This is a genomic window from Pseudoalteromonas piscicida, from assembly GCF_000238315.3.
Taxonomy (GTDB): Bacteria; Pseudomonadota; Gammaproteobacteria; order Enterobacterales; family Alteromonadaceae; genus Pseudoalteromonas; species Pseudoalteromonas piscicida.
Window position 1 is genome coordinate 159,544 of the sequence record NZ_CP011924.1, and the last position, 16,515, is coordinate 176,058.

Here is a 16,515-nt window from a genome sequence, read left to right on the forward strand (position 1 = left end):
TACTCTCTTATTGTTGGCTAAAAGTGAGAGTCAGCTCAGTCGTCTTCGCTACTTTTACTTTAATAAATTCTTGGCCATGGATTTGTGCGCTTTGCCACTGACCGTTTTGAAGTTGCACAGGGCGCTGCCACGAGATCATCGCAATATCATCTAAAAATAAGGCACTTTCACCACTACTTGGTGGCGCCATGGAGAGGCCAAACTGGACTCCACGAGCAGGCAGCCCTTCATCACCAAGCACAACGGAATCGTCAGGTAAGGTAATGTCTTGTCTAAACGTTTGCCACTCATAGCTCCCCGCTGGCTTTAATTGGGGCGTTGACTCAGAAAAGATAAGGCTATCTTCTGATGTTAAGATACGAATATCAGCCTTAAACTCACCAGCGTTCTCTCCTTTGGCATAACCAAAGAGCGAGAGCTCATGGTAAGCCTGTGCTGTGCTCGGCGCTGGTGTAATAGGCATGGTACGAATTGTGTGTTTGAACGGCACACGCGTTGGTGTTTCGTTAAATTGCGTTCGTTGTAAACAAAGCCCTTGTACGCCACGATATTTGCCGACTAAACACGGCGCGATATCGTCGGCCTCAATTAACCAACGAGAGACTTCCCCTTTTTCGTTATCGCTGTCCCAGTCTTCAAAATCCCCAAAGAACAATAAGTCCCGTCCAAGCACAATCTCTGCTTGAGCATCACTAGCTGTGAGTTTACTAAGGAACTCAGCACTGCTTGAATATTGGCGTAAATCGACAATATGCTCACCGGCTTCTAAGGTAATAACTTGTTGCTCGGTTGCTTTTGCTTGAACCGGTTTATCAAAGGTGACTTCTGCAAATCCCGAGTGCAATGAGATACCGACTTCGGGTGAAGAAAATTCAGCGATACGTTTTAGTAGGGCATTGGCAAGGTCGCCACTTACAAACTTAGGAACATAATCTTCTAGATAAACGGGATAGGCTTTTAGTGCACTGATTTTAGGTGTGCCTGCAGTTTCTAACTCTACCACAGCTATCAGTCCTAAAAAGGTTTCAAGACGATTTTGCTCAAACACAAAGTTGCCTAGCCCAAGTATGCTTGGTACGCCATTGTATAAGCCAAACCCTTGCGCAACGTGAGGATGATGGGCAATCATCAAGTTAGCGCCATTTTTGGAAAGTAAATCAAATCGGTTTGAAATATACGCCGTTGGTGCGTATGAATACTCATCACCGCCGTGAAGCTGAGCCACAACAAAGCGGCCGTTGTTACTGGCTTGCACCACTGTTTCTTTCATACCATTGGTATCTGTTAGATCGGCAGCTCCCCCTTTAGCGTCTGATGCCACATAAGTGACGGTATGTTGATCGCCTGTAATAGAAGTCGCGGAAACAAAGTCTATGGTTGCTTCACCAAGGCTTAGACTATAGGGCTTAAATGCCTCTGCCGCGCTTGTGCCTGCGCCACTGTGTTTTAGTCCGGCTTGCTCGACGTACTTCAAGGTATCGTTCAGTCCAGATGCTCGATAGTCATAAACGTGGTTATTGCCAAGTGCGATATAGTCAATACCCAAATCATTGAGGGCAACTAATGACTCTGGCAGACTAAAAAATGCAAACTCTTTACTTGGATGGACCGTGGTTGGGTTTTTTAGGATTGGAGACTCCAAGTTAACCGAAGCAAAATCGACATGTTTAAATAAAGGATGCATAAACTGCACTAGGGCTTGGGCATCAGATCCTGCGCTTTGGGGCTGGATAAGTCCGTCAGGGGTGCTGGGCAATGAGTTTCCCATGGTAATGAGGTCAGGGTTGAAATAACGACGCCCAAACATGGTATCACCCGCAAAAAGTAAGGTTTTTAGCGTGCTAGACTTAGCTTTTAGTTCAAGCGTGAGCTGCTGTTCATTGTTATTTTGATTCGCTAAGGTAAAAACTAAGGGTAAATAATCGGGGTGAGATATTTCCGCAACATAAGCGCCGTATGCTAGAGCCGACAGGTCAAAGATACCATCGCTATTTGAGGTAAATAACTGATCATTTATCGTGAGACTTGCATTGGCAATGGGCGTCGCTGCTGTGTTTTGCAGCAACACGCTTAAATTGGGCGTCTGGTTATCCCTATCTTATTGGCTTTTATCTTCATCCTTATCGATTTGTGAAGGACCTGTTTCATTTGGGTCCTCTACTGAGCAGGCCGTGAGCGCAAATAGTAATACTACATTTAAGATTTTTTTCATTGTGGTTAGCCTGCTTTCAAAAAAGATACATTATCCAATTCTTTAGTATTATATCTGTAACTCTTTATGCGTTGCAATCCTTAGAAATGGAATGTAAGTTTCGAAATCAAAAACTTAACAAGTGCTTAAAAACGTCTTAAAAAACAACTTTTTTCAGTTCTTCATTAGTATAGGACAAGAATTTGCGAGGATAGCTAAAATTCTGTTCAATATTCTTTACGTTTTTCTAGTCGGCCAGCTATTCTTAGAGTATGATCTCGTCAATTGTGAAAACCCGCTTTGAGGAACAAATGCGTCTAGAGATACATTGCGCTGACCGTATTGGTATTGCCCAAGAAATTCTCAATATCTTGGTGAGTTACCGTGTCGATTTGAAAGGTATAGAAGTCGATTCAGTAAATTGTCGAATGTACGTGAGCTTTCCACCCATCGAATTTGAACAGTTTCAGAAGATTATGCCTGAGATCCGCTTAATCGATGGTGTTGAAGATGTTCGTACCACAGCGTTTTTACCGTCAGAACGTGAGCATAATGAGCTGAATACCTTGCTCAGTGCATTACCTGATGGTGTAATTTCTATCGACGCTAAAGGCTGGGTACGTCATTGCAATGACGCAGCTTGTCGCGACCTTAACATGGTTGAAAAGGAAGTGATCGGTGCCAACATTAACAACCTTTTGAAAGGGTTTAACTTTACCCGTTGGTTAGAAGGTAAAGAGGTGTTAGGCCAGACAACCCGTGTAGAAGTGGGTGGGGAAGATTTTATTGCTGATATTTTGCCAATTTCGGTGCCCCAAGGGATCGAAGGCGATGTATTAGCCGGTGCGGTGATTAACATTAAATCGCAGTCGCGATTAGGACAACAAGTCAGTGCGTTTCGTCGTTATGGCCAAGAAAGTTTTGCGACGATTCATAACCACAGCACAGCCATGCGTAGAGTCGTGCGTGAAGCCAGAAAAATGGCACAGCTAGAAGCGCCAATTCTGATCACAGGTGAAACTGGTACGGGTAAGGAGCTATTGGCTAGAGCATGTCATTATGCGTCTAACCGTTCGTTAAAGCCGTTTATTGCGCTTTCTTGTGCTTCGCTGCCAGATGACGTTGCCGAGTCTGAGCTTTTTGGTTATGCAGGCTATGAAGAAAATGCAGCGCCAAAACGTGGTGTATTAGAACAGGCTGATGGTGGCACGGTATTCCTTGACGAAGTGGGTGAAATGTCAACCCAGTTACAAACTAAGTTACTGCGTTTCTTACAAGACGGCACGTTCCGAAAAGTCGGTGACGAGAATGAAGTTAAGGTTAATGTTCGCATCATAGCTGCAACGCAAAAAGACTTGCCTGCCATGGTTCAAGAGGGCGTATTTAGAGAAGACCTTTACTATCGCATTAACGTACTAACGCTTGAAATTTCTCCACTGAGAGATAGAAAAGCAGATATCGGGCCTTTGGCTGAACATTTTGTACAAAAATATGCCCAACAAAATGGTCATCCAGCGCCAACACTTGCTAGAGAATGTATTGAGTTTTTAGAGAGTTACCCTTGGCCTGGTAATGTGAGGCAGCTAGAAAACGCCATTTATCGTGCAGTTTCGTTGCTTGATGATAAAGAGCTTCGTACTGAGCATCTAAACTTACCGACCTTTACCCATGACTTAGGTTATTTGGAGTCTGATTTTGAAGGGACGTTGGACCAAGCGGTGAAGCGATTTGAAGCAACCTTGTTGCGCAAGCTTTACCCCGCTTATCCGAGTTCAAGGCAATTGGCTAAACGTTTGGGATTAAGCCACACAGCCGTAGCCAACAAGCTGCGTGAGTATGGGATAAATAGAAAAACAGTCAAAGTATGATCTAAAGGCCACGTAATGTGGCCTTTATGATTTAGTTCCCATGTCTTTTGTCACGCCATCTACCTTAATATTCTTGATGCCATCTTCTTCAAAAGAGACTGTGATACTCACGTTATCTCGCGCAAAGAAGTAATCTATCCCATTTACCGTTAAGACGTAATTACCCTTTACAGAGTCGCTAAATTCTTTTTTCACAAGAGAGATGTGATGATCTGCAATTTGCCACTTAAATTCAGAAATAAAACCTTGATTGAATTCTTGGATCCACACGCGGGTATCGTCTTTACTCAGTGTAATGGCAACTGAGTAAGACTCTGGTAGTTCAGACATGTCATAATGATTTGCACCGATGCGAAACTGTTCAGTCTGTTTGTTCCAAGCAAAACCAAACTCAAACGCTTTCTCTACACCGGTTGGGTAGGTTAGCGCGCCTTCTCCTTTATAGTCAAAGTCTGCGTAACACATACTGGAAAAGGCAAATAAGGTGGAACAGGTAACAAGGGATAATTTTTTCATTGACTTCACTTCAGCTATTTTACTTAATTTGAGGCTCGCGTATGTAACAACCGAACTCATTGTTTTTAAGCTCATTTTATGGGCCTTTCTGGTCATGCTAGAAAGGCGTTCATTTTTTGAAGCTCAGGTTATTAATCTAGTTTACCGACAGCATTACCGCAACCAAGGGTCAAAGTAATGTATCGGTTATAGACGCAAGCGTAGCAAAATAATCACTTTAGAATATGAATTGCTATGCTAGAATCGAAAAATTATTAACTGGTAAGACCATTGTTATGAATTTATATTTTCGTTTACTGCTGCTGTTTTGGAGAATAAGACAGAATAAACAAACAGCAGATTCCATTTTGTCTCCGATAGATATTGAGTACCGCGCCCTGCCAAGCGATTGCGATATCAATATGCACTTGACTAATTCACGATACCTCGCATTTATGGACTTAGCACGCACTTGGATGACAGAGCGAGTTGGGTTATTTGCAGCTGTGATGAAACGCCGCTGGTTTCCAATTGTGAACGCAACGGCGATTACTTATATTCGCGATATCAAGCCGCTGCAAAAATTTACCATTACCACTAAGGTGGTGGGATGGGATCACAAATACTTTTACATTGAACAGCGCTTTCATTCTAAGCGTGGACTGCACGCGATTGCATATGTGCGTGGGGTATTCAAACGTAAGGGCGGTGTAGTTGCGGTCGAAGAAATGCTAGAAGTGGCTGGGTTTGACGGTGAGGTACCTATTTTATCTCCTGAGATTATGCATTGGAAAGCCATGTTAGAGGCAAAGAAAAACAGTAATCTATAAACTATAAAGGCCACATCAGTGGCCTTGGGGATTGAGAAAGTAACAGTAATTCTGTGTTCTATACGGTTTAGGTATTAGAACTTATATTTCACACCGAACATTGCTACAACAGGGTCTAGCTCTACGTCAGATGTTAGTGCCTTTACGCCGTTAGCGTAAACAGTTGCATCGGTATTAATGTCCATTTTAGAGATCATGCCATGCAGACCCCACTTTTCATTTAAGTCGTAGTTAAAACCAATTTGTAATGCAATACCAAAAGAGCTATCCAAATCAACTTCTACGTCGTTAGTTTTTAGTGTTGCTTTCAGTGCTGCACTTGGCTCTTCATCGAAGAATACTGTGTAGTTCAGACCTGCACCGATAAATGGACGAAACTTAGCGCTTGCATCAAAGAAGTGATACTGTGCAAGTAATGTTGGTGGCAAGTGTTTAATGTCAGCGATTTCAGCACCTGCTAAGCCACCAGCACCGTCAACTGTGTGAGAAAATGGTGTTGCCGCAACCAGTTCAAATACGATGTTATCGCTGTAGTGGTAGTCAAGCGTGATACCTAGCTGAGTATTTGAGTCAGCAACTAGACCAAGAGAGTTATCTTGATCAATTGCAGAAGCCGAATTGTCAGGGTTTACGTTAATAGCACCAACATTAACACTGAAATTTGCGTGTGCGAAGGGAGCAGCAACTAGCAGAGTAGATAAAAGTGCAGCGCTTAAAGTTTTCATTTTCTTCTCCTAACCCTATGTGAGGACATTTTTAAACTGTGAAACAGTGTGTGTTTTCAATGAAGCCATCTTAAAAGGGTTCAAAAAATGAAAAACTGTTCTAGATCAATTTTTAAATTGTAAGATTTCAGAAATTTTTGAAAGTTTGATTTAGATTAAGTTTTCTCAATGTCATTAATTTGCATTAAAACTGCAATGCTGTGGTCAAAGTTACATCTTTAAATAATTGCTAGATTTCACCTACAAATCATTCTTAGTTATGTCACTAGCAACACAGTATCAAAACCTCAGTACTTCATACGCGACAGAGATATTAACGCGTTTGATCCAAGCGCCTTCGGTTACGCCTTATGATGCAGGCACTATCGCATTCATGTCAGAGCAACTCGCCGCGCTGGGCTTTACTATTGAGCAGTTTGAGGTGCAGGGAGTAAAAAACTTAATTGCAAGTTATCGCTTCTCTCAAGGACCAACCTTTGCTTTTTCTGGTCATGTGGATGTCGTGCCTGCAAATAATAAAGGCTGGATTGTGCCACCATTTAGTGCGCAGATTATTGATGGCGTGATGTATGGACGTGGTGCTGCGGATATGAAAGGTGGCGTTGCCGCAATGCTTGCTGCAACCAAAACATTACTACAGCATCGTGAAAAATTACGAGGAAGCTTTTACTGGTTGCTCACTTCTGATGAGGAAGGTGAGGCGGAGTTTGGTTCTAAATTGATTGCAGAGCGATTAGCTGAAAATGGCATCGAGCTAGATGCTTGTTTGGTTGGTGAACCGACTTCACACCAAGTGGTAGGAGATACGGTTAAAAATGGTCGTCGTGGGGCGATTTCTGGGCGTATTCAAGTTAAAGGAAGAGCGGGGCATGTGGCTTATCCAGAACAAACGATTAATGCAGCTCACATCGCAGGCCAGTTGGTTAGTCAACTCGCGCTTTTACCTTGGTGGAAAGATGAAGCGGGATCGCAAACCACGCTGCAAGTTACTGGGATCACAGTTCCAAATATCGTGGATAATTTAGTGCCAGCAGAATGTGAAATCACCTTTAATATTCGTTACAGCCATGCCTATAAGAGCCAAGAAGTTGTGCACTATATCCAAGAGTCGCTGGCTAAATCTGGTGCCATGTTAGCGATCAGTTGGGAGCGGCCTTGTGAGTCGTTTTATACCGGCGCAAAGCAAGAAAACTGTTTCTTAACGCTGGTAGAACAAGCAATCCAAGAAACAACGGGGCAATATCCGAGTTTAAGTACGGCAGGCGGCACCTCCGATGGTCGCTTCTTTGCGACCGGAAAAACACAAGTGATCGAATGCGGGGTAAAGAATGATTCAATTCATCAAGTGAATGAACATCTATCCCTCAGCGACCTGCATGCGATAGAAAAAATATACTTATCTGTTTTAAATAGGTTTTTTAAAAAAGTTGAAAATTTTTAAAAGAATTTTCTTGAAAATAAATCTGCTGACCATAAATAGCTTTATGAGGACGCCGATAGGGCCTCATAAATTAAATAACTATTTGTTTTAAAAGTGCTTATTGGTTCTTTTTGAAGAGTGAGCACCTATGTATAGCTTTAAGAGGATACAAGATTATGCGTACAGTAGATTTATCACCATTATATCGTTCATTTATCGGTTTTGATCATTTAGCTTCTATGATGGATGCTGCTGCGAGAACAGATAAACAACCTAGCTATCCACCATACAACATTGAAGCGCTAGGTAAAGACAAGTATCAAATTACTATGGCTGTTGCAGGGTTTACCGAGCAAGAGCTAACACTGGAATCAGAAAACAATACGTTGACCGTAAAGGGACAAAAGCAAGCGACTGAAGAAGCCAACGAGCGTAAATTTATTCATCAAGGGATCGCCGAACGCGGATTCGAGCGCAAATTCCAACTTGGTGATCATGTCAAAGTATTAGGCGCAGACTTAGCGCACGGCTTACTGGTTATTGACCTCGAGCGTGAGATCCCAGAAGCACTGAAGCCAAGAAAAATAGAAATTGGCTCGGGCAACTTGCTTGAAAACAAGTAATATCAATCTAATTTATTGATTTCCAACTCGCCGCCGTCAGGCGGCTTTTTTTTGCCTAAATACAAAGCATTTGTTATTAGTAAAGTTATGCCTCACTTGTTATCCCCCAGAAAATGAAACTAGGACTAAGACAATACGTAAAAAGACGAAATGGTGTACCACTGGGTCATAGTCAGTCACTAGGAAACATGTTACGGCGCGCTTTCGGCGCTCAGTCTTTCGATGGCTTCTGGGTTTATTGGAATCCTATCTGGAGTTATTACTTGGCGCGCTTCGTATTTCGTCCATGTACAGCGAAAGTGGGGGGAAAACTTGGCTATTGGTTTACTTTTATCGTGAGCGGCGCATTGCATGACGTTATTGTTGGATTAGTAGTGGGAGAAACTATTTTTACATTTACCCCATTCTTTGCTGTACTCGGGGTTTTTGCGCTTGGATTTAAAGTGACGGGGTATCGTTATCCGAGTCAGCACTTTCTCATTGCATCTTTGTTTAACGGCTCGATCATTGTATTTAGTTTTTATCTAAGTAGTGTTTTTAGCGAGTTACTTGTATGGTAGAAGAAAAATATTGCGTAGAGATGAAGAATGGAACTAAAAGATAAGCTGATATTGTTGTTGAAATCAGGTGGGTTATCGTTACTCATCGCGGGTGGATTTTATACTTTGTTGTTTCACATGTCTGCCCAATTTCATCACCAAGTGCAATTTTCGCCCTTTTCGCAAGATACCGGCGTAAACGCGATGCTAATTTATAGCCTTTTGGTTTTTCTATTTAGTGCCATTTTTAGCTATTTCTTTTTGAAAATGCATGCTGCCCGTCATGACATGCATGTCGATGGCTTAGTGCTAAGCATCAAATATACACACTTAGTGCTTTGGGGAGGTGTTGTCAGCATTGCGATTTATATCTTATTAAATATGAATCAACATGTTGTAGTGTTAAAACAAGCCAAAGACAGCCGCACTTCAGCTCAGCAACTTGAAGCGTTGGTTTCTTATCTTCCTGAAAGTGGTGATGTGATAGATCTCGCTGTTGCACAAAACCCCGCGACGGCACCAAACACGCTAACTTATTTGAGTCTAAAACGAGACTTTGCTACGCACCTTTCACTTGCCATGAATCCAAGTACTCCCAAAAAAGTGCTTGAAGAAATTATTAGTTATTATCAGGGAGGACAACAAGATGTAGTCCTCAATGCAGTGATGAAAAACCCTAATGTAGCTAGCGGCAACATTCAGCTTCAGGTACGTTGACAGTTTTATTCTCTGACTGAGTGTGTAGGAAACACAAGTGGAGCTACTGGCTAACTTTATTTGTTATCACGTTCGCTCAATTCAGTACGCAATTTACTTTGCATGTCTTTAAGTGCTGTGATTTTATCTCTTGCCTCTTGTAACTGTTGTTGTGGTAATCCCTCTTTAACCCCACGTGCTAGCAGCGTTTCTATTTGCGCTACTTTGCCATCAACAGCCGCAATATACAGTTGTTTTAGCTTGGTGTCTTTTTGATCCAAATATGCTTGGTAAGCTTCGGTATCCGACAAATCGCCCTGAAAATCATCTATCTGCTTTTCAGCTTGGTTTATTGGCGGCAGATATTCAGGTTCCGTGATTGGCTTAACGCCTTTGAAAGAGGTCTCTGCATTTGGTTTGATAGGAGCATAAGTATTGATAGGGGGGCTTAATACTACAACTTTTTCCTCTTGCTCAGGCTCAGCATGTGAGGGGTCGTTATATGTGGGGTTTTGCCAACCTATGCTGGCAAAACGCAGTGTGAATACAGCGATCACTGCCCCAAGAAATATGACAATCAATACTTGCCAATACTTCATATTACCGCTCCGCTGTTTGCCGCTTTCCAAGCCATATAATCTTGCTCGAATTTGTGTTGAGCAAACTCTTGGGTCAGTGCCCGCAGTGCTTGGTAGCGTACTGTTTCACTTTTCACATCGTAATAATCATATATCGGTGACTGGCTATACAATACCAGCCATTCGCCACTTGGTGTGCGAATACTAGGCGTTATCTTGCCTTGTTGATTACTAAACGCCAGCTGTGTTTCCCATTTCGGCATGCTTTGACGCGTCAGCGGAGTGAGTTGGGACTGCCATATTAATATCGGGGTATATTTAGCGACGGCTTGTTGCCATGAGTGTGCATTTGCATAATCATTAAATTGCTGTGCGGCTTTTTGTTCGGAAAATTTCGCTGCGCTCGCACTGACTTGCTTGATGTATTTAAACCGCTTCTTATGACGCTCATAATACTTCGCGATAGCGCTTTCTGGAATTTCACTTCTTAGGGTATCAACATACAGGCTCGTTGCACCATGCATCTCTTCCTTAACACCAAGAAATGCTAACATGCTCGGCCTCAATAGTTCTGCGGTTACCACTTGTCGTAACTGTTCTATTGTCAGACCTTGCTTAGCAACATAAGGTTTTGCGGCGGTAAATAGCGCCTGTTGATTGAGATGTTGATTGACAATAGCTTGCAGTAACGCGAGTTCTCCTTGGTGAAGTTTAAAGCGGTTTTGCATTGATTGGCTATGTAATACTTGGGCGAGTGTCAGTGGCGCTGATTTTGTTAGCTGCAGCTGTTGCCATTTGAGTAATTGCTCAGCAGGGTATCGCCCATCAGCGGGGTACTGTCCTAGTAAAGACAGCATCTGCTCCTTATCAAATACCAAAGGGTAGTGTTTTTTTTCAAGCTGAGAAAGTGCTGGGAACCAATGTAAGAGAGAGCTTGCGAGAAACTTATCGACATGATATTCGGTGCTGAAACCAACGTTAGATTGGCGCTCCAAAATACTTGGGTTAAGTTGCTTCGCTTGGAATAATAAGAATTGATTTTCAAGTAACTGCGCCGTAGTTTGCTTTTTAGATAGCGTTCGGCCTTGCTCTAGGTAGAGTTGATGAACCAAAGTCGTCAGGGCTTTAGGTATACTTGGTGAGGCAAAGCTTGGTAAGCAAAAACTGCTTACCAAGAAAAGTAAAACAAATCGCATTATCTCACGTCCATCGCGTGATTAAGTAAGTGAACCACCATAGCTATCGCATGTGGGATCACTTGTTTTCCTGTATTTACGCGGTCGTAATGATCCTCAGAGTTCAATACGATACCACCTTGTGAGTAGGAGAAAGCGCCACCTTGCGTTAGTAGTGGGCGGATGTCTGTTGAGTTAGTATCAACTGCACTAAAACTATTCATTGCTTGCTTGACCAAAGTAAAGTCATTTAATGATTCTTGATCATAATAGTCTTTCACCCAAGACTCCCAGCCAGCATGATTTAGATCTGATGTTGTCCAAGTATGGTGTGGTTGAAGTAAATCCGTGGTGTGAAATACAAAACCGAGTACTTGTGGGTTCCCGCTTTGCACATAACTTTGGTACCAATACTGACCTAAGTTGTCAATCGGTTGAAAAGGCATTTCTTCAAAGTCATCATACATGCTGTACGTTGAGTGACTATCAATACGATAGTGCTTTTCTGTTATCCCATAACTATCGTATTCAGTGTCATCAGCACTAAACCATCCAGTTTCGCCGCCATGACCATCGTCTAAATAATCGCCTTTTAGCCAAGTCGCCGCCATCGTATCAACAGAGCCCCACACGGTTAACTTTTGATAATTATAACCACCGAAGTCATTGCCGTGAGTATCAGCTCCTTGAGTATGGTTTTGGAAGTGCCAGTAGCTGGTGTATTTCACGATGCTTTCAGCAGCACCCCAAAGAGGTGCTTGTACACAGTCACCTGTAATGGCACCACAAAAAAACGTATCTTCAAAATCATCGACGTCATAAGCCGCTTGACCTAATAAGTTGGCAAGTGCAGATACAGACATACCATTAGCTTGTGCGTAGGCTTGTAGCTTTGCATATTGTGTTGTTGTCGGGTTTTGCGCCATGTAGTTCACAGCGTCGATTACGATACGCTTATGTGTTTCTTGACTAAATGCGTGGCTTTGACCAGCAGCGACTACTAGCGCCAAAGGGAGTAAATATTTTTTCATGAATTGCCTCTATTGATTTTAATTGATGTGAACGCGAATTTTTATGCTTAAAGCAAAGTGCGCTATTTAAAATAATTTATGTGAAATATTTATTAAAATAAAGTTAAATTATGTTCGGGTTAAAAATTAGAGAAGATGCTTGTTGGTCACAAATGGGTCAGGTATGATCTCGGGGAGAATTTAGGCACACCTGCGCTAAACGAATGGAACTATGAAAAAACTACTTATAATAATCAGTTTATTGTTACCGTTTTATGGAATTTGCGAAGAACAAAGTGACGAGCTTGATGACGAGTTTGCTTGGCAGCTGAGTGTTGGTGCCTTTTACGTTGATATGACAATGCCTGCTTTGATTGGCACTGACTCGACATTCAAACATGGTACTTTTCTAGTCGATGCAAAAATAGAATATAAAAGTTTTTACTTGAATACCCACTCAGGAGATTTCTTTGGTGGCTCGGATGTTGGTTACCAAATTATCAACAATGGTGAATGGGGAATTGATGCCATTTATGGTAGTTATATGTTGCCTTTTTCTGAACGTGGTTACTACGATACCGACGATGTGGTACCTGAGCTAAGAGGCATTCGTAAACGCGATCAAGATAATTCTCTAGGCTTTTCCTATTATCGCCATGTCGGTGAATTTCTTGCCGTTGCTGAAATAGTTTATGATGTTTTTGGTGACACAAATGGTTGGGTTTTTCACCTCGAAGCGACACGTAACTTTGAATTAAGGAACTGGGATTTATGGCTTAACTTTGGCGCTAATTATTATTCTAGTAATTTTCATAATTACTTCTATGGTGTTTCAGAGGATGAGGTCAATGACTATTTGACTCCCTATAAACCCGGTGCTTCGGCCTCGGCGTTCGTACAAATGCAACTAAATTATCCAATTGCAGAAGATTGGGTGTTTAGCGCAGGCGCATCATGGTTAGTTGGTTCTCAAGATACGTTAGATAGCCCCTTAGTTCGCTCTCGCCACGCCAGAGTATTCTTTACTGGGGTGAAATATGTATTCTAAATTAATCACATGGATAGTGTTGTTTCTTGGGATCATGTTGAGCCACCAGCTCCACGCCGAAGAAACTAACTCAGTGGGAATACTTCATGCTGTACCGAGCAAGTGTGTTGCCCTGAACCAGGGGAGGACTTGCTATGCGGACGTCAAAGTAACGGTAAATGCACCAACTGAAGGTGACTATTGCATTCGAGAGAGTTTGTCGAAAAAGATCCTCCAGTGTTGGGCCAAAGCGGATACTTTTAAATATGAGTTAGACTTTAGCTCTGATGAGAGTTTGAGCTATGAGCTTATCTCAAAGCAGTCTCGAGATGTGCTAGCAGTGACCACTATTGAAGTGAACTGGGTTCACAAAGTAAAAACCAAAAAAAGGCGTTGGCGCCTCTTTTAATGTTTAGGCTACGTCCGAGCGTAGCCTAAAGTTGCTCAATGTTATCTAAGCACCATTGTGCCCTTTTGAGCACTTCCTGCCGTGTTTTCTCATCTTGTTTTTGCCAATTTCGATAGATCATGCCAATCCGGTGGTTATTGGCAAACTTATCCTCATGGCGGTGCATAAAATGCCAATAGAGGCTGTTTAGTGGGCAGGCATCATCACTCGATTTTTGCTTGACGTCGTAGTGACAATGTTGACAATAATCACTCATTTTTTGCATGTAGTTACCGCTTGCGGCGTAGGGTTTGGTTGCTACTATGCCGTGATCAGCAAATTGTGTCATGCCTCTGGTGTTTGGCATTTCTACCCATTCAATGGCGTCGATGTATATACCTAAATACCATTCATCCACTTGATCTGGGTGAACTCCGGTCAATAGGCAAAAGTTTCCCGTGACCATTAATCGTTGAATATGGTGGGCGTAGGCGTAATCTAGGCTTTGGGTGATGGCTTCACTGAGGCAACGCATCTTCGTTTTTCCATGCCAAAAATAGCTTGGTAGATTACGCTGAGCAAGCAAGTAATTTTTATGGCGGTAGTCAGGCATATTGAGCCAGTAAACAGCTCGGATATACTCTCGCCAGCCTAATATTTGCCTTACAAACCCCTCAATCTGTGTAATATCAATTTGTGAGTTGTCTTGGTATGCTGCGATAGCACTGTCGATAACGTGTTTGGGGTGAAGCATTTTTGCGTTGAGGGCAAAAGAGAGTCGTGAGTGATACAGTGTCCATTTATCGTCACTTTTACAGGTCATTGCATCTTGAAATTGACCGAACGAAGGCAATAGGTGTTCACAGAAAAAGGCCAAAAGATCTTGAGCTTGCGCACGGGTAGTCGGCCATAGCAATGATTCTTCGCTGTTGCCAATGGTCTTTACTTTATGCCGCTTAATCCGCTTTAAAATGTCACTAACATCGTTGGCAAAACAAAGCGGTTGTGGGATAGCGTCGATGTCTTTTTGCTTGAGTTTGTTACGGTTTTGACTATCGTAATTCCATTGCTTGCCAAGCGGCTCACCGTCGTCCATTAATACATTAAAGCGGCGCCTGAGTTTGCGATAGAAAAACTCCATTGTAGTGTGTTTTCCTGGCGTTAAGTAGTCATCCAGCTCTTCATAGGGGACTAAAAAATGCTCAGTGTCATAGCAACGAACCTGTAACTGGTCGAGTGTTAATTCCATCATTTGTTTCAGTAAGCGATATTCATCCGGTCTTTGATAGTCAAAGCTCGACACCTGATATTTATCACATAAATACGCAATTAAAGCGGGGAGATCCGAATAGTCCTGAGTCTCATCGAGGGTGAGATGTAGCACATGGAATCCAGCTTTATCCAGCGCGACGGCAAAATTCGCCATGGCTTTGAAGAAAGCACACACTTTTTGAATGTGATGTTTGGTGTAGTCGGCCTCTTGTTTGAGTTCTGCTATCAGATAAAGATACTCTGCTTTATCGTCAGCAAACCAACTATGTTTGGCATTGAGTTGGTCGCCAAGAATTAATCTGAGGCCTTTATATTGAGGTTTTTGTTGTGCCATTAGTTATCCTCCAAAGGCCAACCAACATGATCTTGGCTGTCAAGTTGTGGAGTGGCTTCTCCTTGCCATAATTTTATATATTCACCATCTGGGTCAAATAGTGCTTGTTGCTTTGTGATATTGAAATGGCGACCGCCACGAGGATCAGCTCCAACACCCGCTATATACTGCCAATTTCCCCAATTTGCCGCGACGTCGTAATCGATAAGATGTTGCTCAAAAAAAGCGGCGCCATAGCGCCAATCTAGCTGAAGCTCATTCACAAAGTAGCTCGCAGCTATTTGTCTTGCCCTGTTGGAAATCCAACCGGTTTTAGTCAATTCGTGCATAATGGCATTGACCAGTGCATTGGGCGTTCGGCCTTGGCACCACTTTAAAAAGCGCTCTGGATAGAAACTGGTTTTTGGTGTTTTGGCTTTGACGCCTGAAAAGCTAAATAGCGTGTGTTGATGTTTAAGTGCATACCAATGAAAGTACTCACGCCACAACAGTTCAAACCAAATCCAATAGGTTGATTCATTTGCGCCTCTTTGCTGCTCAAATTGAGTAAGTGCTTGCTTGATCTGTCTAGGACTGATAGCGCCATAGGCAAGTATTGGACTAAACCGAGTGGAAAAATGCTCACCGAACAAGGCGTTTCGGGTTTCTTTGTATGTAAGAGCCGCATCCGTTTGGAAGTATTGTTGTAGTTGCTGCTGAGCTTGCGCTTCACCGGCGGCTACTTTGATACTGTATGAAGAGTTTGCTTTAAATTCAGCTAAATCTGATACCCGATTCGGTCTTGGTGGAAGCTGTGGGGTTGCAATAGGTAATTTAGGTTCAATTTCCTCTACAGTTTTGCGAAATGGCGTAAAGCTCGGTGGTAGTTCACTGACGCTGATTGGTAGTGAGTCTGGTTCAAAAAGGGTGTTTGAATAAGCACTAATGTATTGAATATGTGGGAAATTGTCTTGTAGTTTTAACCAAAGCTTTTGTTCATCGAATCCTGGATGAACAGCGCGACCAATATGAGTTACCTGTTGTGTATGAATAATCTCAGTCAGTGCTTTGAGCTGAGCTGTGTCACGCAACAGATACAGCTTCTGTTGTTGTGACGCTAGTGATTGATGTAAGGCATTGAGCGTCTGATTGCGATAACATTCGACAGTAAAAGAAGGTGAGCACTGCGCTTTGCGAGCCGTCCAGAGGTTTACAGTGGGTAGATAAATGCAGATAAGTGTGTCGACTTGAGACGCCAGCGTCGTAAGTGCGGGATTATCACTAAGGCGGCAGTCGTTTTCAAATAAATAGAGTCCTACTTTCATGTGTATTCTTAACAGTCATGAATGAATAAGACTCTATACG

The 16,515-nt window shown here is 42.6% G+C and carries 16 protein-coding genes; 8 read left to right on the forward strand and 8 right to left on the reverse strand.

All coding sequences use genetic code 11. The annotated features are described in order from the left end of the window. Nucleotides 1-7: 7 nt before the first annotated feature. A complete protein-coding gene (locus PPIS_RS00810; RefSeq protein ID WP_010370764.1) occupies nt 8-2,068 on the reverse strand; it encodes a CapA family protein in 2,061 nt (686 codons plus the stop codon). A 434-nt stretch (nt 2,069-2,502) separates the two neighbouring features. On the opposite strand from PPIS_RS00810, the gene tyrR reads away from it, so the two are divergent. Then, on the forward strand, nt 2,503-4,059 hold the full coding sequence (tyrR, locus tag PPIS_RS00815) for a transcriptional regulator TyrR (RefSeq protein ID WP_010370766.1): 1,557 nt from the start codon (nt 2,503-2,505) through the stop codon (nt 4,057-4,059). Nucleotides 4,060-4,083: 24 nt separating this feature from the next. Here the strand turns inward: tyrR and PPIS_RS00820 are convergent, their stop codons facing one another. Beyond that, complete coding sequence (locus PPIS_RS00820; protein WP_010370769.1) at nt 4,084-4,650, reverse strand: hypothetical protein; 567 nt, start codon at nt 4,648-4,650, stop codon at nt 4,084-4,086. A gap of 200 nt (nt 4,651-4,850) precedes the next feature. Between PPIS_RS00820 and PPIS_RS00825 the strand changes: the two genes are divergently transcribed. After that, nucleotides 4,851-5,384 (forward strand): acyl-CoA thioesterase, encoded by a 534-nt coding sequence (locus tag PPIS_RS00825; RefSeq protein ID WP_026345578.1) that lies wholly within the window; start codon nt 4,851-4,853, stop codon nt 5,382-5,384. 74 nt (nt 5,385-5,458) lie between these two features. On the opposite strand, the gene PPIS_RS00830 is transcribed toward PPIS_RS00825, so the two are convergent. Then, nucleotides 5,459-6,109 carry an OmpW/AlkL family protein gene (locus PPIS_RS00830; protein WP_010370776.1) on the reverse strand — a complete coding sequence of 217 codons (651 nt, stop codon included), beginning with the start codon at nt 6,107-6,109 and terminating at the stop codon, nt 5,459-5,461. Nucleotides 6,110-6,368: 259 nt separating this feature from the next. Between PPIS_RS00830 and dapE the strand changes: the two genes are divergently transcribed. The 4 genes from dapE to PPIS_RS00850 all read left to right on the forward strand — a co-directional run bounded on the left by dapE (nt 6,369) and on the right by PPIS_RS00850 (nt 9,408). After that, nucleotides 6,369-7,550 (forward strand): succinyl-diaminopimelate desuccinylase, encoded by a 1,182-nt coding sequence (gene dapE, locus PPIS_RS00835; RefSeq protein WP_010370778.1) that lies wholly within the window; start codon nt 6,369-6,371, stop codon nt 7,548-7,550. 155 nt (nt 7,551-7,705) lie between these two features. Then, nucleotides 7,706-8,152, forward strand: a complete 447-nt coding sequence (locus PPIS_RS00840) for an Hsp20 family protein (RefSeq protein ID WP_010370781.1) — start codon at nt 7,706-7,708, stop codon at nt 8,150-8,152. A gap of 188 nt (nt 8,153-8,340) precedes the next feature. Beyond that, entirely contained in the window at nt 8,341-8,712 is a 372-nt protein-coding gene (locus tag PPIS_RS00845; RefSeq protein ID WP_010370784.1) for an acyltransferase, read from the forward strand. 27 nt (nt 8,713-8,739) lie between these two features. Beyond that, the gene (locus PPIS_RS00850) at nt 8,740-9,408 is read left to right on the forward strand and encodes a hypothetical protein (protein WP_010370787.1); all 669 of its coding nucleotides are present in this window, start codon (nt 8,740-8,742) and stop codon (nt 9,406-9,408) included. A 56-nt stretch (nt 9,409-9,464) separates the two neighbouring features. Here the strand turns inward: PPIS_RS00850 and PPIS_RS00855 are convergent, their stop codons facing one another. Genes PPIS_RS00855 through PPIS_RS00865 form a run of 3 tightly spaced genes read right to left on the reverse strand, consistent with a single transcriptional unit; the run spans nt 9,465 to nt 12,171 of the window. Further along, nucleotides 9,465-9,986 (reverse strand): hypothetical protein, encoded by a 522-nt coding sequence (locus PPIS_RS00855; RefSeq protein ID WP_010370789.1) that lies wholly within the window; start codon nt 9,984-9,986, stop codon nt 9,465-9,467. Continuing rightward, nucleotides 9,983-11,161 carry a peptidyl-prolyl cis-trans isomerase gene (locus PPIS_RS00860; protein WP_010370792.1) on the reverse strand — a complete coding sequence of 393 codons (1,179 nt, stop codon included), beginning with the start codon at nt 11,159-11,161 and terminating at the stop codon, nt 9,983-9,985. The genes PPIS_RS00855 and PPIS_RS00860 overlap by 4 nt, the downstream gene beginning before the upstream one ends. Then, nucleotides 11,161-12,171: a phospholipase C/P1 nuclease family protein gene (locus PPIS_RS00865; protein ID WP_010370794.1), complete on the reverse strand. Its 1,011-nt coding sequence runs from the start codon at nt 12,169-12,171 to the stop codon at nt 11,161-11,163. Before PPIS_RS00865 ends, PPIS_RS00860 begins: the two co-directional genes overlap by 1 nt. A 211-nt stretch (nt 12,172-12,382) precedes the next feature. Here PPIS_RS00865 and PPIS_RS00870 point away from each other — a divergent pair, with 211 nt between their 5' ends. Both PPIS_RS00870 and PPIS_RS00875 read left to right on the forward strand, forming a co-directional pair. Beyond that, on the forward strand, nt 12,383-13,198 hold the full coding sequence (locus PPIS_RS00870) for a MipA/OmpV family protein (protein ID WP_010370798.1): 816 nt from the start codon (nt 12,383-12,385) through the stop codon (nt 13,196-13,198). After that, nucleotides 13,188-13,586, forward strand: a complete 399-nt coding sequence (locus PPIS_RS00875) for a DUF3019 domain-containing protein (RefSeq protein WP_010370801.1) — start codon at nt 13,188-13,190, stop codon at nt 13,584-13,586. Before PPIS_RS00870 ends, PPIS_RS00875 begins: the two co-directional genes overlap by 11 nt. Before the next feature lie 25 nt (nt 13,587-13,611). On the opposite strand, the gene PPIS_RS00880 is transcribed toward PPIS_RS00875, so the two are convergent. Both PPIS_RS00880 and PPIS_RS00885 read right to left on the reverse strand, forming a co-directional pair. Then, nucleotides 13,612-15,171: a cryptochrome/photolyase family protein gene (locus tag PPIS_RS00880; RefSeq protein ID WP_010370804.1), complete on the reverse strand. Its 1,560-nt coding sequence runs from the start codon at nt 15,169-15,171 to the stop codon at nt 13,612-13,614. Further along, complete coding sequence (locus PPIS_RS00885; protein WP_010370807.1) at nt 15,171-16,475, reverse strand: DASH family cryptochrome; 1,305 nt, start codon at nt 16,473-16,475, stop codon at nt 15,171-15,173. The genes PPIS_RS00880 and PPIS_RS00885 overlap by 1 nt, the downstream gene beginning before the upstream one ends. Nucleotides 16,476-16,515: the final 40 nt, after the last annotated feature.

Coding starts and splice junctions, on each gene's coding strand:
- tyrR (WP_010370766.1), top strand. CDS start 2,503: ATGCGTCTAGAGATACATTGCGCTGACCGTATTGGTATTGCCCAAGAA.
- PPIS_RS00820 (WP_010370769.1), bottom strand. CDS start 4,650: ATGAGCTTAAAAACAATGAGTTCGGTTGTTACATACGCGAGCCTCAAA.
- PPIS_RS00825 (WP_026345578.1), top strand. CDS start 4,851: ATGAATTTATATTTTCGTTTACTGCTGCTGTTTTGGAGAATAAGACAG.
- PPIS_RS00830 (WP_010370776.1), bottom strand. CDS start 6,109: ATGAAAACTTTAAGCGCTGCACTTTTATCTACTCTGCTAGTTGCTGCT.
- dapE (WP_010370778.1), top strand. CDS start 6,369: ATGTCACTAGCAACACAGTATCAAAACCTCAGTACTTCATACGCGACA.
- PPIS_RS00840 (WP_010370781.1), top strand. CDS start 7,706: ATGCGTACAGTAGATTTATCACCATTATATCGTTCATTTATCGGTTTT.
- PPIS_RS00845 (WP_010370784.1), top strand. CDS start 8,341: ATGTTACGGCGCGCTTTCGGCGCTCAGTCTTTCGATGGCTTCTGGGTT.
- PPIS_RS00850 (WP_010370787.1), top strand. CDS start 8,740: ATGGAACTAAAAGATAAGCTGATATTGTTGTTGAAATCAGGTGGGTTA.
- PPIS_RS00855 (WP_010370789.1), bottom strand. CDS start 9,986: ATGAAGTATTGGCAAGTATTGATTGTCATATTTCTTGGGGCAGTGATC.
- PPIS_RS00860 (WP_010370792.1), bottom strand. CDS start 11,161: ATGCGATTTGTTTTACTTTTCTTGGTAAGCAGTTTTTGCTTACCAAGC.
- PPIS_RS00865 (WP_010370794.1), bottom strand. CDS start 12,171: ATGAAAAAATATTTACTCCCTTTGGCGCTAGTAGTCGCTGCTGGTCAA.
- PPIS_RS00870 (WP_010370798.1), top strand. CDS start 12,383: ATGAAAAAACTACTTATAATAATCAGTTTATTGTTACCGTTTTATGGA.
- PPIS_RS00875 (WP_010370801.1), top strand. CDS start 13,188: ATGTATTCTAAATTAATCACATGGATAGTGTTGTTTCTTGGGATCATG.
- PPIS_RS00880 (WP_010370804.1), bottom strand. CDS start 15,171: ATGGCACAACAAAAACCTCAATATAAAGGCCTCAGATTAATTCTTGGC.
- PPIS_RS00885 (WP_010370807.1), bottom strand. CDS start 16,475: ATGAAAGTAGGACTCTATTTATTTGAAAACGACTGCCGCCTTAGTGAT.